Origin of the sequence: Paenibacillus sp. FSL E2-0201 (genome assembly GCF_037963325.1) — a bacterium.
GTDB lineage: Bacteria > Bacillota > Bacilli > Paenibacillales > Paenibacillaceae > Paenibacillus_AQ.
Map to the genome: position 1 here is coordinate 4,364,834 of NZ_CP150154.1, position 20,097 is coordinate 4,384,930.

A 20,097-nucleotide genomic window follows, 5' to 3' on the forward strand; every position below is an offset into this window, starting at 1 on the left:
AAAAATTTAAAATGCATATCTTTTCAAAAAGTATGTTTAAATAAAAGGAGCTTAACTAAAAAATCTCAATACAAAGGAGTTCATGCCGATGGAAATATCCTCTTTTTTGTTGCCTAAAGATCAAGTTGCCTATATCACTAATTCAATATCCATGCTGGAAGCCTTAGAACAATTAGAGCAGCACCATTATACGGCTATCCCTATTATTGATAATGAAGGAAAATATGTAGGAACACTTTCGGAAGGTGATCTATTGTGGAAGTTGAAAAACACAGCCGGTCTAACCTTTGACAATATAGGGGAAGTTCCAGTAAGCACAATCCAGAAGCATGTCCATAACGAAAGCGTCCTCATTCATGCCGAAATGGAGGATATGCTAACGCTCGCTGCAGATCAGAATTTCGTCCCTGTTATTGATAATGAGGGCGTGTTTATCGGAATTATTCGTCGAAAAGATATCATTGAATATTATACTCGTAACATTACAGATTAATTGAACAACAACAAAAAGACCTGATCAGTAGCATCCTGTGAAGATGGGACTGACCCCATAACGTGAGACAAATCAAAACACCTTCAAAAGAATGGAACCTTGTCGTAAGATAAGGAGATCATCTTGGAGGTGTTTTTGCATTGGCAACCAGAGTAAGTTATCCCGTGGAAATAAAGATGAAAGCTATAGAAATGAGATTAGCAGGCGTACCTGTGAAAGAGGTTATGGAGCAGCTCGGAATACGGAATAAGACACAGCTAAAGACATGGATGAGATGGAATCGAAATGGTGAACGGCATCGTTTGCAGCAGCCGGTGGGTAAACAGTACAGCTATGGAAAAGGTCCGGAGGACTCTTCGGAGCTCGAAAGAGTAAAGGCAGAGAACCGATTCTTAAAACAACAATTAGAACTGCTAAAAAAGTACGAGGAGTTGGAGAGGAGGTGGAACCAGAGGCCGTTATTGCCTGGATCGAATCCATTCGAAACGAAGTGACGGTGTCTGAGGCTTGTAGATGGCTCGGAATCGCAAGAACGACTTACTACCGCTGGAAAGCAGCTGTGGGGACAAAGCATACAGACAAAGTGGTGGAGAAAATCCGGGAGCTTTGCATCCGTCATAAATTCCGCTACGGGTACCGGAAAATCACGGCGCTCCTTCGGATAGAGCAGAGTATAAATCACAAGCGAGTCCAGCGGATCATGCAGTGTGAGGGGCTTCAGTGCCGCGTGAGGATGAAAAAACGAAAGGTGACTGGGCAATCTGTACACTCCTTTGAAAATCTGCTCAAGCGACAGTTTCATGCAGAAGCACCTCTGCAAAAACTCGTCACGGACATTACCTATTTGCCATTTGGCGGGAAGATGTTGTACTTCTCCAGCATTCTAGACTTGTACAATGGTGAGATTGTGGCTTACAGTATAGCAGATAAACAAGATACCTCTTTGGTGTTGGATACGTTAAATCAACTTCCAAAGCAGGAAAAGATGTTGCTGCATAGCGACCAGGGCAGCGTGTATACGTCCTTTGCGTACCAGGAAGCTGTAAAAGGAAAAGGCATTACCATGAGCATGTCCCGTAAAGGAACGCCCGCTGATAATGCCCCCATTGAATCGTTTCATTCCACCCTAAAGTCTGAAACGTTCTACCTCGAAGATCTCACATCTACAACGACTGCAATCGTTGTAGAGACCATTCGAGACTACATCATTTACTATAACTCATTTCGAATTCAAGCGAAACTAAATAACCAGTCACCGATGGATTTCCGGCGACTGGCTACTTAAACTTGTAAGGTGTTTTGATCCCTGTCTCACAAACGGGGGTCAGTCCCGATGATACTAATCAGGTCTTTTTGTTAACTCAAAATTATAATTCAGTCAGGATAATGGTCCCTTGTGGGGTGATAGCTAACGTATGTTCATATTGTGCTGACAGACCGCCGTCGATGGTACGCGCAGTCCAACCATCCGCATCAATCTTTGTTCTGTAGCTGCCTGTGTTCAGCATCGGTTCAATGGTAAATACCATCCCCTCTTTAAGTCGAGGCCCTCTGCCAGCCGGACCATAGTGTGGTACCTCTGGAGCTTCATGCATTTCTGAACCAATTCCGTGGCCAATAAAATCACGCACAACAGAAAAACCGTTAGACTCTGCGTAAACTTGAATAGCATGAGCGACATCCCCGATCCGGTTGCCTGCAACTGCCTGCTCGATACCGCGGAATAAAGATTCTTTTGTGGTGTCTAATAATTTCGTCGCCTGTTCACTGATATTGCCAATCCCGTACGACCAAGCGGAATCTGCCAACCAGCCATCTAAATTCACTACCATGTCTATTGTTACTATATCCCCATCTTTAAGCGGCTCTTTTTTCGGAAATCCGTGACAGATTACATCATTTACAGATGCACAGGTTGCATATGGATAACCGTTATATCCCTTTTGCTCAGGAGTCGCTCCTTGAGACAATATAAATTTTTCAGCAAATTCATCAATCTCCCAGGTAGTAATTCCAGGCTGTAAGATTTGCGCAATTTGACGATGACATTCAGCCAGAATTTTTCCCGCCGCACGCATTTTTTCGATTTCTTCCATCGTTTTCATGATAATCATAATATCGCCTCTTCTGTACAGAACACATCACTCTCGGGCAATGGCTCTTCTTTTGTATTTAGTTTCCCCTTTATATTATGAAAGAAAAACACGAGAAATCCAAATCATTAAGCAAAAAAAATATAAATTCATTAATAATTCTAAAAAAAGACTCCCTTTTTACGTGAATGTTAGATATGGTATGGGTTTGAGTAATGACAACTAACAAAGAGGCATCCCAGCAGCCATAATGCAGGCTCCGGGACACCCCTTCAATCTAGAATGAATTAGTCGTGAAAATTAAGGCCTGACGTAACCGCTTTGACATAACCTGCTCGGATCACGAAATCTCCAAAATGCTCACGATGCAGACGTTCTTTGGCGTAACGATGAAGAATAGGCTCCAGCGTCTCCAAAATTTCTTTTTCATCTATGTTTTCTTTATATATCTTGTTTAAGCGATCTCCCGTAAAACCTGCTCCCAAGTACATATTATATCTGCCTGGTCCTTTACCAATAAACGAGATTTCGCCCAGTGCCGGTCTTGCACATCCATTAGGACAGCCCGTCATCCGGATCACAATTTCCTCATCACGTAGGCCTGCTTCGTCAATGACAAGCTCAAGCTTATCAATCAATGAAGGCAAATAACGTTCCGCTTCCGCCATCGCAAGCCCACAGGTTGGCAGCGCCACACAGGACATGGAGCTGCGTCGTAGTGCAGAAAGATGTGCTCCATCCGTAAGTCCATGCTGTTTAGCCAGCTCAGTAACTTTTCGTTTTTTGGCAGAGGTTACGTTAGCAATTGTTAGATTCTGATTTGGAGTAAGCCGGAAATCTCCGGTATGAATTTTGGCGATTTCCCGCAGTCCGGTCATCAATGTGTACCCTTCTTGGTCATGAATCCGTCCGCTTTGGATATAAAGCGTTAGATTCCATTTTCCATTGGTACCCTTCACCCAGCCGTAACGGTCTCCATTATGATCGAAATGGTACTCCCGCGCCGCCTCAAGCTGCCATCCTAGTCTTTCATGCAGCTCATCGACGAACCATTCCAGACCGTGACGGTCGATCGTATACTTGAACCGTGCATTTTTACGGACAGAACGATTTCCATAGTCCCGCTGAATCGTTACTGTCTTCTCTGCTACATCAATTAATTGATCAGGACGGCAAAATCCTATGATACGGCCAAGCTGAGGATACGTACTTGTATCGCCATGTGTCATCCCCATACCGCCGCCTGCCGATACGTTGAACCCTACCAGCTTATCGTTCTCAAGAATAGCAATGAAGCCCAAATCCTGCGAGAATACATCTACGTCATTTGAAGGGGGAACCGCAAGACCAATTTTGAATTTACGTGGTAAATATACCGGACCATAGATCGGCTCAACTTCTGCCCGATCACCTAAACTATCTACTACCTTTTCACCGTCTAACCAAATTTCATGGTAAGCAGGAGTACGAGGTGATAGATGATCGCTGACTTTTCGCGCCCATTCATAGACTTCTGCGTGCACCTCAGACTGATAAGGATTCGGATTGCTCATTACGTTACGGTTGACATCCCCACAGGCTGCAAGAGTCGTCATTAGCGTATCATTGATACTTCGGATGGTCTTCTTTAAGTTCCATTTAAGTACACCATGCATTTGAAATGCCTGTCTTGTAGTCAGACGTAAGGTTCCGTTACCATACTTCTGTGCCAGATCGTCCACCACCAGCCATTGCTCCGGTGTAGCTACTCCACCTGGGGCTACTACGCGAAGCATAAACTGGAATGCAGGCTCCAGCTTCTGACGTTCCCGTTCATTGCGTAGATCTCTGTCATCCTGCATATAGCTTCCATGAAATTTCAGCAGACGATTATCATCTTCAGGCAGACCGCCCGTAATCGGATTGCTTAGTGTCTCAACTAACGCACCGCGCAGGTAGTTACTCTCCGACTTAATATGCTCAACATCACTTGGAGGCCCGCCGATCGGCTTAACCTTCTCATTGTTTGCCATTGTTGTTATCTCCCCCCGAAGTCATTCGATAACTTCCCATCTATCCATTAGTAGACATCACGCTGGTAACGCTGTGTCTGTTGCATATCTTCCAGATAAGCCGCTGCCGCTTCAGGGCTGAGTCCGCCCTCACTCTGAATCACAGTAAGCAAAGCAGTATGAACATCATGTGCCATATACTTCTCGTCTCCGCAAACGTAGACATGAGCACCTTCTTGCAGCCATTCATAAACCTCACGACTCTTTTGCAAGATACGATGCTGTACGTATACTTTCTCTTCGGTATCACGTGAGAAGGCCACATCCAGCTTGCTTAGAACGCCATCCTTTAGCATTCTCTGCCAATCTGTCTGATACAGGAAATCTGTAACGAAATGCCGATCCCCATAGAACAGCCATGATTTCCCTTCCGCTCCAAGCTCTCCTCGTTCTTCCAGGAAAGAACGGAATGGGGCAACGCCTGTGCCCGGTCCGATCATAATGATCGGTGCATCCGGATTAGTCGGAAGCTTAAAGTTAGGATTATGTTGAATGTAAATAGGCAATGTATCTCCCGGCTCTACTCTTTCGGCGCAATGCACTGAGCAGACACCGTAGCGTTCCCGGCCGTGAGCCTCATAACGTACAGCTCTGACGGTGAGATGAACCTCATCCGGGTTAGCCTTGTAACTGCTAGCAATAGAATATAGACGTGCAGGAAGCTTCCGTAAAATAGTCACAAAACTGCTAGCTGAGCCTTCCCATGGTGAGAAGTCCTGGATCAAATCGAGCAGATCGCGTCCTTGAATATACTCTTTAAGCTCCGAAGCACGGTCTGGAGCAACTAACTCACTCAGCTTGCTTGAGGCAGATAGCTTTGCTGCTTGCTCAAGTAATGGTTTTGTCAATACGGTGATTTCATAATGATGCAGAAGGGCCTCACGTAAGGCTCCTTCATCACCTTTCTTATTAAACGGAACCTTATCGCTAGGATTCCAACCCATAGTATGAATAATGGCATCCACCAATTCAGGATGATTCTCAGGATATACGCCCAATGCATCCCCTGGTTCAAACTGTATATTAGACCCTTCAAGCGATAGCTCCAGATGACGAGTCTCCCGATCAGAACCGCGCCCGTTCAAATTTAAGTTCTCCAACACCTCTGCCTTAAAAGGATGATTCCGGGTATATAAAGGCTCTTGCGATTCTGCGTCCTCAGCGGCTTGAACCGCTTTTGCAGCAATACCCGGAGCATTCAAATTAGCATTTAATGCACCAATTACACCTTCAAACCATTGAGCTACGGAATCATCATAATCGAGATCACAATCTACTCGCGGACTTAACCGCTGACCGCCAAGTTCCTCTAAGCGCTGATCAAAATCCTTACCGGTTTGACAGAAAAATTCATAGGAGGTATCTCCCAAAGCCAGAACAGAAAACCGCAGGTTCTCTAATTGAGGAGCTCTTTTACTATAAAGAAATTCATGAAAAATCCGTGCATTATCTGGTGGTTCACCTTCTCCATGAGTACTCACCAGTAGAAGCAGATTCTCAACCTTTTTAAGCGCAGTAGGTTTAAAGCTGTTCATCGCGGAGAGTGTGACCTGAAATCCTTGCTCTTCCAGCTTGCGGGACAAGCTCCCTGCCAGTCTCTGGCAATTCCCAGTTTGCGAACCAAATAATATGGTTACCTCCTGTGATGCTGCTGGTTGACTCGTCACAGCCGCGCCAACCTCCGCGTTCCCAATCGAATTCGATTGCACTTGAAGTTCGGCACCCGCCGGCGCCGCTGCCGCAGTACGGCCAATCGCAGACAAATATCCGCTTAGCCATATTTGCTGTGTCTCCGTTAAGGATGGTAGAAGACGATTGAGAAGCTCGACTTGGTTCTCGTTAAAAGGACTGTTCGTTACCTGTAGTTGCAACAATATCCACCTCTCCTAAACATGAAATCTGGTTATGATCCGTACCTCATTTGAATCGATCTGAGCCTTTTTTAGAACCTCATAAAATCAGGCTATCACAATAATTGTAAACGATCAATGAAGTCGTTTTTACATAAAAAATGTTATTTATTGAAAAAATATCAATAAAGTACGGAAAAACCGATCAAAACAGTATGATTTACTCTGATTTGATCGGTTTCATTATAAAAAGTGATACTATTTATAAAATATTGTGATAAATAAAAACTATAAATCCTTCTTACTTTCGGGAAATAATACCTCGCCTACCCCCAGCTTTATCTTCACAATCTCTTCAAGCGTATTCGATAACTCGCCAGGTGGATAAGGTTTCGTTAAATACTTCTGAATCACATCATTCAATTGGTTCTTATCCGATTGATCTAGCGCAGAGGATATAACTATAGGAATATTCTCTGTTCTCGAATCATCTTTCAGCATTCGGATCAAATCCCAACCGTCCAAATCTTCCCCAAGCATCAAATCAACCACGATCGCAACAAATGGTGTTTTTAAAGCTTGATCAAAGGCTTGCTGTGGATGATAGTGATGGGTGACACGGAAGCCCTTTCCTTTAAGCTCTTCTGATAAGAGCAACGAAAGACTATAGTCATCTTCAACAATCATTACATTTGGCTTACTCTCTTTCTCTGCATTCCATTTATTTAGCTCATCTTGCTGTTGGATTGTATCCTCATGGAGGATTGGGAGGCTAAACCAAACAGTAGTCCCTTCTCCCTCTACCGATTCGATCCCTATGGTTCCTTTTTGTTTCTCAATAATTTCTTTACAGATGGCAAGACCAAGTCCGGTTCCGCCAATTCTTTTAGAAGCGCTGTTATCCACTCTTCTGAACTTTTGGAACAACTGTCCTATCTGATCCTTAGGAATACCGAGACCATTATCCTGGATGCGAACAATAACTTGACCCGGCTCATTGTGTAGCAGCACCTTCACTTCATTGGTAGAAGGTGAGAACTTGATCGCGTTACTTAACAGATTCGTTAGAACTTGGACGATCTTATCCTTGTCCACATCAACGTCTGCATTAAGAGCCTCATCCACGAGCAGCACATGATGTGTGCTGCTAAGTTTATATTGATCGATAACGCCAAGCACAATTTCGCTGAGATTCACATGCTCCGTGATATACTGCTGCTTACCTGATTCCATTCTTTGCAGATCTAGGAAATCATTAATCAGCTCAGTCAACCGCTTCGCTTCCTTATGAATCGTCTCCAAATACTTCAGCTGCTTCTCAGGCTTCATGGTTTTGGACAATAGCAATTCCGTGAATCCTAGAACACTCGACAATGGCGTTCTCAGCTCATGACTTACCGTACTGACAAGATCAGATTTCATAAGATCCAGCTCGTACTCCCTAGTAATATCTCTATAAACGAAAAGTGTACCGATTCTAAGCTCTCGTCGGAAAACGGGAATCGCATAAACATCAATATGCTTTTTGGATTCAGTTCCGATAGAATATTGCATACTGCTGGACTCCAGAGCATGCTCGGCGATTGCCTTCTCAAAGAACAACCGTAGTTCATCATTCTCATTCGAGCGTTCGATGAAATAATCCATCCATTCTTTTCTAGGAATCAATGTACCTTCTGTCCATTCATAGTTCACAATGTTGCACAGTGCCTTATTCATCTGAAGCATCTTGCCTTCTGTATTCACGAACTGAATGCCTTCGTTAACGTTATTCACGATATCGCGGTTCAGCTTTCGGCCATGTTCAATCTCTTCATACATGAATAAACGCTCAATCGCCAGAGCTACACGGTTCATCATCCCTTGAACCTCATTAATCTCTTCTTTGCTGAAGGAATGTCCAATCCGGGTCCCGCAGAATACAGCTAAAATCTCATCTTCTGCATTCACAACAGTAGTATAGAAGTCATAACAGTAGACTTCATTCGAAGAGATTCCTTGTTCCGATTGCGTAGCTAGACGCTTAATTAGATAGGTTTTTTCTGTCTTCAGACGATATAACATTTCATTGTTCTCATTATCGAGGTAACGCTCTACATTTTCCTGAGGAATCCCTTTAACAGCAGCGATCTTATCTTTTACTAGCAGGAAGAAACTTGAATCAAATGAATACAGATGATGCATAAATTGAATGAACTTATCTGCAAATTCATGTTTATCTAACGTGTAGGTAATATCATGATTCAGCTGATTATTTAGCTCAAGCATCTTTTTGGTCTGTTCCGTATTTTTCAGCGTCTCCGCAAGCTCTTGCTGCACGCTCTTCATAGAGTTGATATCGTTCGCAATAAGGATGTACTGATAAATTACACCCTCTTCATTCAGATAAGGCACAATCGTCAGATGCAGCCAGACCGGCAATCTGTCTTTGGCTATAATCTGAAGCTCATTGCTCCATACTCCACCTGTACTTAATTTGTTGATGATTTTTTGGAATTCATCATGAGACACATTATAAAGTTCAAATAGTCTGTATGTGTAGCCGATAATCTCCGACTTTTTATAGCGGGTATATTCACTCAAGTTCTCATTTGCGTAAGTAAACACACCTTTAGCGGTAAGGATACCGACGGCAGATGACTGATCGAGCGCTTTCATCATGCTCTCAATTTCACTAAGCGACCGTTGCAGCCTATACTGCTGATCCTGAAGCTCATCCTGCTGAGCGTGCAACTCTTCATTCTGCATCATCAATTCTTCTTCTTTATCTTGAATACTTCTGGCCATATTTAGAAATGCATTATAAAGCCGGCCAATTTCATCTTGATGCTTAAGCTTGCCCAGAAGAATTTCCTCACCGGCAGCCAGTGAATGCGTTGCTCCTTCCAGCTTCAAAATAGGGTCAATCAGGTTCTTCAGAATCCGCCAGATCATAAAGGTAAAGAACAACAGAATGATGGCACTAATAAAAAATGCGATAAATGTAAATTCATTTGCCTGTTTGATATAATCCATAGCCATAGTATTTAATGCTTCATCAGAGCGTTTTTTGTACTCTTCCGTATAGGAGAGAAAATCATTTACAGATTTAGTGGTACCATCTGCGGACAGCGCACGCAAAGCTACATAATCATCAGCCTCGACCAGCCGAATCGCTTCGGGCAGCGTTTTATTTTTATACTGAACATAAAAGGCCTTTAAGCCATCCCTGAAAAGAGCCTCTTCGGGAGATAAATTGAGATTGGAATAGGTATCCAGAATCTTATCAAAGTTAACTAGTCCTAAATTTAGAAGCTTTAATTCATTATCACTCTTAAGAGCGCTAAATCCCCTGGCACGGAAAAACACCTCATTTAAGGCACTCGCCAAATCAGTTACGGTGTCCGCCTTATTTTGCAGAATTTCCCGGTCTCTGCTTAATTTGTTCTGTTCATCATTGATGAAAAAGAAAAATATCGATCCCATAATGATAATTAAAGCAAAGACCAGTGCAATGATACGAAAATACCTATTTTTGATACTGTGATTAGCGTTACTTCTCTTCGTCACTTAGGATCCCCTCCACAATCTGCAAGAGTTCCATTGGACTAAAGGGTTTGGGCATAAAATAACGTGCTCCTGCTTCCACTGCTCGAAGTCGATCTACATCCTGAGCTTTGGCCGTTAACATTAATATCGCTGTAGTTTTCTTTTTCTCCTCGTCCAGCTGCTGGAGCACTTCAATCCCTGTCATTTCCGGCATCATATAATCCAGAATCACCAAATCAAAATGATCCGCGGACAGCTTATTCAGTGCTTCCAATCCATTCTCCGCCGTGTGAATCTCAACATTCTCTAAATCTTCCAGCGTATCCTCGATTAACATCCGTAATACTTCTTCATCATCCACTACCATTATCTTTTGCATATTCGTACAATCCCCTTCGTTTTAGAACAAGAATCTATGAGCCAAGCGTTCCATCCGAGACAACAGCTCAGGCATATGGACTGGCTTTACTACATAATCATCGGCGCCCATCTGCAGGGCATGTACAATATCCGCCTGATTATTTCTGCCTGTCAGCATAATTACTAATATATTCACTTCCGGATATGTCTTGCGAATTCTTTCCAGCACCTCAACACCATCAAGATCCGGCATCACACCGTCCAGCAGGATAATATACTTCTCATCCATGGAATACCAATCCGATTGTAAAAAATCCAGTCCATTCGCAAAACTGCTGATATTGACCTCAGCAATATCCTCCGGCTCCCAAGTGTCAATCTGATGAGTCACGATTCTACGAATTAACGCATCATCATCCACAATAATTACATTTAGAACTGAATGCTTTTTAGTCGACAATAAATGGTCGTTATAAAGCGTCGTCTGATTCCTTCCAGCATCCTTGCTGGCATAGAGCGCCTGATCTGCTTCCTCTACAATTTTATCGGCAATATTCTCAGCTTCTGTTACCTCAGATATCCCGCTAGAAAAGGTCACATGAAAGATTTCATTCTTCGCAAAAAAATCGGTGGCAGCAAATCGCTCCTGTATACGTTGTATCACTGTCAATGCAGAGCTCGCATCCGTATTTGGCAGGAACACAGCAAACTCTTCTCCACCAAAACGGCAAAAAGTATCTTCCATACGGATCGAACTTTGTACAAGCTCAGATAAGGACTGTAATACCTCGTCTCCGATTAGATGACCATATGTATCATTAATCTTTTTGAAATAGTCCAGATCAATCAGTGCTAAAGAAAATACTCGCTCCGTACGCTTAAAATCGCAAATTAGCTGCTTCATCACTTGATTAAAGTGTTTTCGATTGAATGCACCCGTTAATTCATCCACAATGATGGAGTCCTGCCATTCCCTTTTCAGCTCAAAACGGTTTTTGATCAGAGCCATGAATATATCAATATCTACAGGCTTCGATAAAAAGTCCATCACGCCCAGCTTATAGGCATGCAATTGCGTCGCTTTGGAGTATTCCCCACTTATAATGATGATTGGAATACGTTCCTTTTTGGCTTTGCCGATAATTTGATTCAAGACCTCAATTCCACTGATATCTGGTAAAAGAATATCCAGCAGGATCAGATCGGGTTTGGTTTCATAAAAAATCTTAAGACCCCGTTCAGCAGATAAGGCAATGCTTACATAATAGTTCTGCTTCTCCAATGATTCTTTTAAATAAGCAACTAATTCAACATCATCATCAATAAGCAAAATATCATTATGCGGGAGTATTTCATCATTCCCTCTTTTGTCTAGCTGCTTAACTGAACTTAGAGAAACCGATTCATCTTGGTCAAACAGAGAAATAAGCGGATACAAATAATCCCCCCACTCTTCAATAGACCAGCACTTTAGACTGCTTTCCATGAAATAGGGCAAGGTTGCATCGGCAAATTGTTCAACTTCTTTTAACCCAACAGTACCAGCCGTACCCTTCAAATTATGCAAAAAACGATAAATGTCCTTCTCTTTAACTTCCGGCAGGTCAGACCATTCCTGGAGGGTTTGTTTGGTCCGCTCTTCAACCATATCTTTATATTTTTGTGTAGTCATATTTACTCCTTCAGAGTATCGTATCAATCTCTCACTTCATCATATTTTTCATATACTGTCAATCGAATTTTCTTTAAATTCATAGGTCTACATAAAAAAATGATCAAACTGACAAAAAACCTTTGGTTGAAGCTTGCTTCAGCATTTGTAATAATGATTGGAATGGTTCATTCCGTTTACACGGCGTAATCACCATATACAAAGGGAGGCTGTAAGCATGAAGGGGATTATTACTGTATTAGGGAAAGACAAAGTAGGGATTATTGCTAAGGTATGTACATATCTTGCCGAGCACAATTTGAACATTCTGGATATTTCCCAGACGATTGTACAAGATTATTTTAACATGATGATGATTGTAGACATTTCTAGCGCGAACAAAGCATTTGAGGATATTGTTGAGGATTTACATTCAATCGGAGAATCAATCGGCGTGGAAATCAAGCTTCAGCATGAGGATATTTTTAATATTATGCACCGCATCTAGGAGGATGACCATGATATCATTAGTAGAAGTACAAGAGACGAATAAGATGATCCGTGAAATGAATCTGGATGTGCGTACCATAACAATGGGGATCAGCCTCATGGATTGTGCTCATACAGATATGAGAACTTTTAACCAAAATGTATACGACAAGATTACTAGATCCGCCGAGAAGCTCGTTAAAACAGGGGAAGATTTAGAAAGACAATTCGGTGTACCCATTGTTAATAAGCGGATTTCTGTCACTCCTATCGCTATCGCTGCTGGAGCTGTGAAGACGGATACGTATGTGCCTGTTGCTGAAATTTTAGACAAGGCTGCAAAAGAAGTTGGCGTTAACTTTATTGGCGGCTTCTCTGCGCTTGTGCAAAAAGGCTGCACCAAAGGTGATCGGATTCTGATCGACAGCATCCCAGAAGCACTGGCAGTCACTGAAAGAGTCTGCTCCTCCGTTAACGTTGGGTCCTCTAGAAGTGGAATCAATATGGACGCTGTGAAATTAATGGGTGATATCATCATTCAAACAGCGGAACGCACCAAGGATCGGGATTCCATCGGCTGTGCTAAGCTGGTGGTCTTCTGCAATGCCGTCGAGGACAATCCTTTTATGGCGGGAGCCTTCCATGGTGTTGGAGAACGGGAATGTGTCATCAATGTAGGTGTCAGCGGACCAGGTGTAATTAAGCGTGCGTTAGAAGAAGTTAAAGGTCAGGACTTTGAAACCTTGTGTGAAACGATTAAACGAACTGCGTTTAAAGTTACGCGTGTGGGACAACTAGTTGCTCAGGAAGCTTCCAAACGGTTGAACGTACCTTTTGGGATTATCGATCTATCTCTGGCTCCAACACCAGAAATTGGGGACTCCATTGCAGAGATCTTTCAAGTCATGGGTCTGGAAGAAGCCGGCGCACCAGGCACAACAGCCGCTCTGGCCATTCTAAATGACAATGTTAAAAAAGGTGGCGTTATGGCCTCCTCCTATGTCGGTGGACTCAGTGGCGCCTTCATTCCGGTCAGCGAAGACCATGGAATGATTCAAGCCGTTCAACGTGGTGCTCTTACCCTTGAGAAGCTAGAAGCCATGACCTGTGTATGTTCAGTAGGCTTGGACATGATTGCTATACCGGGAAGTACCACCAAAGAGACGATCTCTGGTATCATCGCCGATGAAGCTGCTATCGGAATGGTCAATAACAAAACAACCGCTGTTCGCGTCATTCCTGTCATCGGCAAGGATGTAGGTGAAATCGTAGAATTTGGCGGTCTCCTTGGATATGCGCCTGTTATGGCAGTTAACGGCTTCAATTGCGCCAACTTCATTAACCGGGGCGGACGGATTCCTGCTCCAATTCACAGCTTTAAGAACTAATAGAAACATCAAACAGCAAGTCCCTATTTGCACCTAGGCGACTTGCTGTTTTTTTTATTGTTCAGAGCTTGAAGATATTCATGTGATCAGATTTATGCTCGCTGGATCCCAATATTAGGTGTTCCACCGGTTAGATCGATAAATAATACATAATCATTTCCATCCGTGCCTTTCAGCACAAGTCCTGTCTGTCCTGCAACTCCCACAGCGAAATATCTGACCTGTTGAAGGCTTGTGGGTGCTGCTACTGGTGTCAACGCCTGATTCACAGCAATCAAACGTGTAGCAGTTTTAATGGTGCCAGCACCGCTAATTTCACCGGTTACCCCCAAATGACCAAGTATAGACTCACTACCGTTCACATTAAGGCTACCCATTATAGTCTGACTACCATTCAAATGCAGATTTGAATCGATAGTTTCATTTCCGTTAACATGCAGATCATTTTGAATGGTCTGACTTCCTGTAACTAGAACATTATCAAAGGTTGGCAAGGCGATCATCCCTTTCAGGTTATATAGTATATCTTATGTTAAACAAGCCAACTCAGTCATAGATAGATATACATCTTTCACTAAATCCGCTTTTTCCTACGAGATTCTTATTAATGGTCTTATACCTAAAGTCAAATGATCCCCCTACACATATAATGTTTAGCAAGACTAGGTGCTAGAGCGAATAACTGGCTCCAAGGAATACAGGAGGAATTATGAAGAAGACAGCTAATAGGCTCACTCCTCAAAGGCCCTCAACTCACAACGTCACCATCAGCCATGTTCATCCATCGCAACCGCCTAATCTCATTCTTGAGATGAACTCTTATAGAGCGGAACCCCTAAAACGGGAACTAAAGCAATTAAGAGTATTGCTTCTGGTCCCTTCAGAGATAAGTAATAAAATGCCTAATGTACGACTTTTTAAAGATCAGCTAAGGCATCTGGTTAAAGAAGTGCTTGCCATTAAGTTACATCACAATCTAGAAGAATATTTAACCCAATATCAGCCTGATCTGATACTTGCCTTGGGATCAGAGACCCTGTTCCCTGAGGAGAACATTCCTGCCCTTAAGGCTTCTAAAGCTCCAAAGGCCGTATGGATGGCAGACGCGACCTGCCTTACCCGAACAGAACGTAATCTGGCACTGTTATTCGATTATATTTTTACACAGAACATAGCTAATCTAATCTATTATCAGGGTTTACGTGAAAAACATTCGAGCTATCTCCCTTATGCTCCAGACACGGATCTCTATTATCCAAGACGTGTGGAGAACCAATACCACAGTGACGTACTCATCCTCGGCCATTTTCAAATGAATAGTGTTCTGCATACCTTAGCTCATTCTGAACTATTTCATGGCCTCAAGGTATTAACCGTCGGTAGCGGGTGGGAGCCCATCAAAAATTTCATAGAAATTAGCCATGAGAAAGATATGTCTAACTATTATAATGGCGCACGGATCATCATCAATTGCACAGGTTCTGTACAGAAGATTATGGAGGTTTCTGCTTGCGGTGTATTTCAGTTAGTGGAAGATCATCCCCATCTTCAGGGTTACCAAATCACAGAAGAAGATCTCATTCGTTTCCAGAGCTTTAAAGAGCTCTCTGAGAGCTTCAATTACTATATTACTCATAGCGATGAAAGAAGAATTTCTGCGTCACGTGCGCTAAAGGAAGTGAAGTACAACTATTCTTATCTTCAACAAGGAAAGCTGCTGCTCAAAAAAATATTCACGGAACCATAGGGGGTGACCTGACTTGAAATGCATTGCTTTTGTATTACCTCAGTTTCATCAGATATCAGAGAACGATTCCTGGTGGGGGGAGGGATTTACAGAATGGACAAATGTCAGGAAGGCTACAGCCCTTTATCCTGAACATCATCAACCGAAAAAACCTTTAAATAATAACTACTACGATTTAACGGACCCTAAAGTGAAACAATGGCAGGCTGAGACTGCAAGGGCTCATGGCATTTACGGTTTTTGTTATTATCACTATTGGTTCAATGGCAGGCGACTTCTGGAACAACCGGTTCAGCAGATTCTTACCAGCAAAGAGCCAGACTTCCCCTTTTGCCTGTCTTGGGCTAACGAGCCTTGGACGCGAAGCTGGGATGGTACCGAAGAAGATGTCTTGATGCCACAGGAATATGGAGAAGAACGGGATTGGCGGATGCATTTTTATGCTCTGTTGGAGGCGTTCAAAGATGAACGATATATTTGCGTAGATGGTAAACCGGTATTTATTATCTACAGATCCTCCAGCATCCCTCGCTGTGATGAAATGCTTCAATGCTGGCGTGATTTAGCTCAGCAAAACGGTCTTAAGGGTCTTCATCTGATCAGGACACTGGGCGGATTCCCTCTAAAGACAGAGCACGGGTTCGATGCCAGTCTAGAATTTGAACCTCACTACACATTCGCACATGGCGGTGTAAAGCATTTATGGAGTTCCAAGCAGGTGGAGGACCAGAAGCATATCGTCATTGATTACGATGAATTATGGGAATCCATGTTAGAGCGGACACCTCATAGAGACGGAGAAATTATATATCCGGGAGCATTTGTGAATTGGGATAATACACCACGCAAAGGTGCCGCCGGACAAAGTACTTTAGGTGCAAATCCTCACAAATTCGGCCAATACCTGTCACGACAAATTGAGAGGACCAAAAAGATGTTCAAAAGTGATTTTATTTATATAAACGCCTGGAACGAGTGGGCTGAGGGTGCCTATTTAGAGCCGGATGATCATTATCGGTATCAATACTTACAAGCCGTTAAGAATGCTCTTCAATATCATCACAAAGAAGATCCTTCCACGCCGTAGCGTCAGAAGGATCTTCTTCTTTATTCCTTATTATCTTTCCGAGGTCTGCATTCTGGCGCTTCTTGCACTTATCATTCTCCACCCTGTTAGCAATGCAGCCACAAAGCATATGGATGCCGAAGTCATGAACACTACATGCATGCCACTGATAAACAACTCTGGTCGACCCGGAACTAGACCTGTTACCCGATAACCTGCTTCACTGCTCATCACATGAAAGAGTATCGTCGTAGCGATCGTAATACCGACAACCATACCCACATTACGAACCAGCGAATTGACGCTGCCCGCGGAACCAAGCTGAGTTCTAGGCACCTTAGACATAACAAGTGAATTATTCGGCGATTGAAATAGACCACTGCCTATTCCCAGCATAGCGATCCACACGCCTACCAGCACAACAGAGCTTCCTTCATGAAGCTCTGCTAATCCAAACTGAGCAATAACCATGACCACCAGCCCTGCAAAAGTTAGAAATTCAGAGCCGATTTTATCTGATAAAGCACCGCTTATTGGTGCAACGACTACCATACATATCGGTAACAGCATCAACAGGAATCCCGCTTCAAAGGGCGATAGATTCAGCATATTCTGTGCATAAAATGGTGCGATAATGTTAAAGCAGAAGTTCGCTGTAAATACGAGAAACCCACACAAAATACTTAATGAAAACAATGGATTCTTAAATAATGACAGTTGCAGCAGCGGTTCTTTTCTTCGAAGCTCCGTCCACAAGAACGCAATAAAGCTGATTACAGCTACGATTAGTGAAGTCACAATTAAACTGTCGCCATAACCGAGCTGCTGTCCCAATAATAATCCCGCGAACAAGCTTATAATAAAAATAGCGAAGAGCAAACTGCCAGGAACGTCAATTGTAGATTTCGTTCTAGTTAAATCCTTAGGCAGTACCTTCCATCCTAACAGGATAGCAATCACTCCAATTGGAATGTTCACCCAAAAGATATACTCCCAGCCTAATGTCGAGACCATAATCCCACCTAAACTAGGGCCAGCTATACTTCCCAGTGACACGAATGTACCTATGAAACCAAGGGCTTTCCCCCGCTCATTAGCAGGAAAAATATCCGTAACTATTCCTTGGCTGTTCGCCATTGTCATCGAAGCTCCGATAGCCTGAATAACGCGCGAAGCAAGCAAAGCAGGTAAACTTAAACTGAATCCACACAGCATAGAACCAATAACAAAAACAACCGTCCCAATCTTAAAGATTCGAATCTTCCCAACAATATCTCCAAGCTTCCCGAAGAAAAGAATCGCTGCACAGATCGCCATCAAATAACCTGTGGTTACCCATTCGATTTGTGCCATAGGCAGCTTCAATTGTTTCGATAATTCAGGTAAAGCGATGTTGACAATACTACCATCAAGCGTGGACATAAAGGTGAAAATATTCAGGACAATTAATATCATCCAGCGTTTCTTCTGAATTTCCTTGTCTTCCTGATAGGTTGCGCTAATAGAACTCATAACTAACACCTCATTGAATGTATAATCAACGTTTAGTTGCGTACGCAACAAAACTTGCATACCCAGTGTACATCAAATTAGTTGCGCACGCAACGACTTTATTGTACACTTTGTCTCAGAGTAGTAAATACGCGAACTAAACCCAAAGAGGTGTCTATATCTTGGAAAAAGAGCCTATAGGTAAATTAATTTCCTATTTTCATCGTCAAAATCAAAAGCAATTGGTAAAAAAATTCATGCCCTATGGAATAGGTAGCGGCGGGCAACACAGCTTTCTCAAATTGATTCTTGCCAAACCAGGGATTACACAAGATCAATTAACTTCTGAATTGAAATTCGATAAAGCAACCACCGCTCGTTCCGTAAAGCAATTAGAGAATTCGGGATACATTGAACGTAAACCAGATCCTAATGATCGACGCTCTCACCTATTATATCCAACTCCTAAGGCAATTAATTTCTCACCTATCCTTCAGTCTATTTTAGATGATTACAATAAAAGTCTCGTTGGCAAATTAACAAATGAGGAAGTAGAACAGCTTCGTTACTTACTTCAAAAGATCAGCACTGACGAAGAGTAGGAACAAAAAAAGCAGCTGTCACAAAAGTAGTGAATGGTATTATCCCCTCATGGTTGACAGTGAAAAAAGAGCACATGGTATCATGTGTTTAACACAGTCGACCGGAGGGGATTTTTCATGGCTAAAAAAGGGCAGACGTTTACGAAGTATTCAGAAGAATTGAAGAACGAGGCGGTTCGACTTCACTTAGAGGAGCATATGAGCTATTCACAGATTCTAGAAAAACTCAACATCAAGAGCGATGCTCAGTTGGTGAGGTGGATACGTAAATTTAAAAGTGGGGAGACCTTTGAGGACCGACGCGGAAAAGGTGGAAGGAAACATTTTGACAGTAAAGACGAAGAAATCGCGTATTTGAAGGCACAGGTCGAATACTTAAAAAAGCTCAATCCCAATCTACATGGGGAGGGAAGTTGGATACAAATACCCGGTGCCAATCCATTCAAGAAATGAGCGAGAGATACCCGATTGTTTGGCTGTGCAAACTGGCTGAATTGTCCCGGGCTGCATACTACAAATGGAAAAAGACCTCTGACCTGCGGGAAGAACGCCAAGAGAAGGATGCGAACCTTAAGGAACATATCTTAGCCATTCATCGGCTACGTCCTGCCTATGGCTATAAGCGAATGCGTACAGCGCTTCGCAAAGAGGGATTCCCCGTAAACCATAAGAAAGTTCGCAGGTTGATGAGAGAGCTAGGCATCCAATCGGTGATTCGCAAGAAACGCCCGTTTGCCGGACGTAAGCCTTCTGTCTTATTTCCAAACGTACTCAACCAGGAATTCACAGCCCACGCTCTTCAGCAAAAGCTAGTCACGGATATTACCTATATCCGTACAGGCCACGAATTTGTCTACTTATCTGTAGTGATGGATCTGTACAACAACGAGGTTGTGGCTTGGAGAATCTCTATCCGTAATGACTTGAAGCTAGTGGTAGATACTGTGAAATCTCTCCAAGACTCAAAGGCTCTCCTACACTCTGACCAGGGATTTCAGTACACTACTCGGACGTATGCCCAGGTTTTAGAGAACAAGGGTTTGGTCGGTAGCCACTCCCGGCGGGGGAATTGCTACGACAATGCTTGTATAGAGTCATTCTTCTCTCACCTAAAGACCGAAAAATTGTATTTGGAGAAACCCAAGAATCTTGAAGATGCTGAACATTTGGTTAAGGAGTACATCCTTTATTACAACAAGGAACGCTTCCAGAAAAAACTCGGCGACCTGTCTCCGGAAGAGTACCGGAACCAGATCGCCGCTTAAAAGGCTTCTTTTTTACTGTCTAC

15 protein-coding genes and 1 pseudogene are annotated in these 20,097 nt (G+C 43.0%); 8 read left to right on the plus strand and 8 right to left on the minus strand.

What is annotated here, in order from left to right:
• The first annotated feature begins 88 nt into the window (after nt 1-88).
• Both NSU15_RS19905 and NSU15_RS19910 read left to right on the plus strand, forming a co-directional pair.
• A complete protein-coding gene (locus NSU15_RS19905; protein WP_042129376.1) occupies nt 89-493 on the plus strand; it encodes a CBS domain-containing protein in 405 nt (134 codons plus the stop codon).
• A gap of 140 nt (nt 494-633) precedes the next feature.
• Nucleotides 634-1,778, plus strand: a protein-coding gene (locus tag NSU15_RS19910; protein WP_339287325.1) for an IS3 family transposase whose coding sequence is annotated in 2 segments (ribosomal slippage) — nt 634-922 and nt 922-1,778 — 1,146 coding nt in all. Because the reading frame shifts where the segments join, the coding sequence is not laid out codon by codon here.
• 82 nt (nt 1,779-1,860) lie between these two features.
• Here the strand turns inward: NSU15_RS19910 and map are convergent.
• The 6 genes from map to NSU15_RS19940 form a co-directional block, all read right to left on the minus strand.
• Nucleotides 1,861-2,607: a type I methionyl aminopeptidase gene (gene map / locus NSU15_RS19915; RefSeq protein ID WP_042129378.1), complete on the minus strand. Its 747-nt coding sequence runs from the start codon at nt 2,605-2,607 to the stop codon at nt 1,861-1,863.
• Nucleotides 2,608-2,873: 266 nt separating this feature from the next.
• Nucleotides 2,874-4,598, minus strand: coding sequence for an assimilatory sulfite reductase (NADPH) hemoprotein subunit (gene cysI, locus NSU15_RS19920; RefSeq protein WP_339287363.1), 1,725 nt, complete (start codon nt 4,596-4,598; stop codon nt 2,874-2,876).
• A gap of 47 nt (nt 4,599-4,645) precedes the next feature.
• Nucleotides 4,646-6,508 (minus strand): assimilatory sulfite reductase (NADPH) flavoprotein subunit, encoded by a 1,863-nt coding sequence (locus NSU15_RS19925; RefSeq protein ID WP_339291403.1) that lies wholly within the window; start codon nt 6,506-6,508, stop codon nt 4,646-4,648.
• A 267-nt stretch (nt 6,509-6,775) separates the two neighbouring features.
• A complete protein-coding gene (locus tag NSU15_RS19930) occupies nt 6,776-10,036 on the minus strand; it encodes an ATP-binding protein (protein ID WP_339287364.1) in 3,261 nt (1,086 codons plus the stop codon).
• Nucleotides 10,020-10,394, minus strand: coding sequence for a response regulator (locus NSU15_RS19935; RefSeq protein ID WP_042129381.1), 375 nt, complete (start codon nt 10,392-10,394; stop codon nt 10,020-10,022). The genes NSU15_RS19930 and NSU15_RS19935 overlap by 17 nt, the downstream gene beginning before the upstream one ends.
• A gap of 21 nt (nt 10,395-10,415) precedes the next feature.
• A complete protein-coding gene (locus tag NSU15_RS19940; RefSeq protein WP_042129384.1) occupies nt 10,416-12,047 on the minus strand; it encodes a diguanylate cyclase in 1,632 nt (543 codons plus the stop codon).
• 217 nt (nt 12,048-12,264) lie between these two features.
• On the opposite strand from NSU15_RS19940, the gene NSU15_RS19945 reads away from it, so the two are divergent.
• Together NSU15_RS19945 and NSU15_RS19950 are read left to right on the plus strand one after the other, a co-directional pair.
• The gene (locus NSU15_RS19945; RefSeq protein WP_042129386.1) at nt 12,265-12,534 is read left to right on the plus strand and encodes an ACT domain-containing protein; all 270 of its coding nucleotides are present in this window, start codon (nt 12,265-12,267) and stop codon (nt 12,532-12,534) included.
• Between the two features lie 13 nt (nt 12,535-12,547).
• Nucleotides 12,548-13,903: a PFL family protein gene (locus NSU15_RS19950; RefSeq protein ID WP_245237908.1), complete on the plus strand. Its 1,356-nt coding sequence runs from the start codon at nt 12,548-12,550 to the stop codon at nt 13,901-13,903.
• A gap of 92 nt (nt 13,904-13,995) precedes the next feature.
• Here NSU15_RS19950 and NSU15_RS19955 read toward each other — a convergent pair whose 3' ends face one another.
• Complete coding sequence (locus NSU15_RS19955) at nt 13,996-14,406, minus strand: hypothetical protein (protein ID WP_231573830.1); 411 nt, start codon at nt 14,404-14,406, stop codon at nt 13,996-13,998.
• A 395-nt stretch (nt 14,407-14,801) separates the two neighbouring features.
• Between NSU15_RS19955 and NSU15_RS19960 the strand changes: the two genes are divergently transcribed.
• The gene (locus tag NSU15_RS19960; protein ID WP_339287365.1) at nt 14,802-15,650 is read left to right on the plus strand and encodes a glycosyltransferase; all 849 of its coding nucleotides are present in this window, start codon (nt 14,802-14,804) and stop codon (nt 15,648-15,650) included.
• A 13-nt stretch (nt 15,651-15,663) separates the two neighbouring features.
• Nucleotides 15,664-16,737 (plus strand): glycoside hydrolase family 99-like domain-containing protein, encoded by a 1,074-nt coding sequence (locus tag NSU15_RS19965; RefSeq protein WP_042129394.1) that lies wholly within the window; start codon nt 15,664-15,666, stop codon nt 16,735-16,737.
• A gap of 30 nt (nt 16,738-16,767) precedes the next feature.
• On the opposite strand, the gene NSU15_RS19970 is transcribed toward NSU15_RS19965, so the two are convergent.
• Nucleotides 16,768-18,228, minus strand: a complete 1,461-nt coding sequence (locus NSU15_RS19970) for an MFS transporter (protein WP_339287366.1) — start codon at nt 18,226-18,228, stop codon at nt 16,768-16,770.
• A 161-nt stretch (nt 18,229-18,389) separates the two neighbouring features.
• Between NSU15_RS19970 and NSU15_RS19975 the strand changes: the two genes are divergently transcribed.
• Complete coding sequence (locus NSU15_RS19975) at nt 18,390-18,809, plus strand: MarR family winged helix-turn-helix transcriptional regulator (protein WP_042129398.1); 420 nt, start codon at nt 18,390-18,392, stop codon at nt 18,807-18,809.
• 117 nt (nt 18,810-18,926) lie between these two features.
• Nucleotides 18,927-20,074 (plus strand): annotated as a pseudogene (locus NSU15_RS19980) (IS3 family transposase).
• Nucleotides 20,075-20,097: the final 23 nt, after the last annotated feature.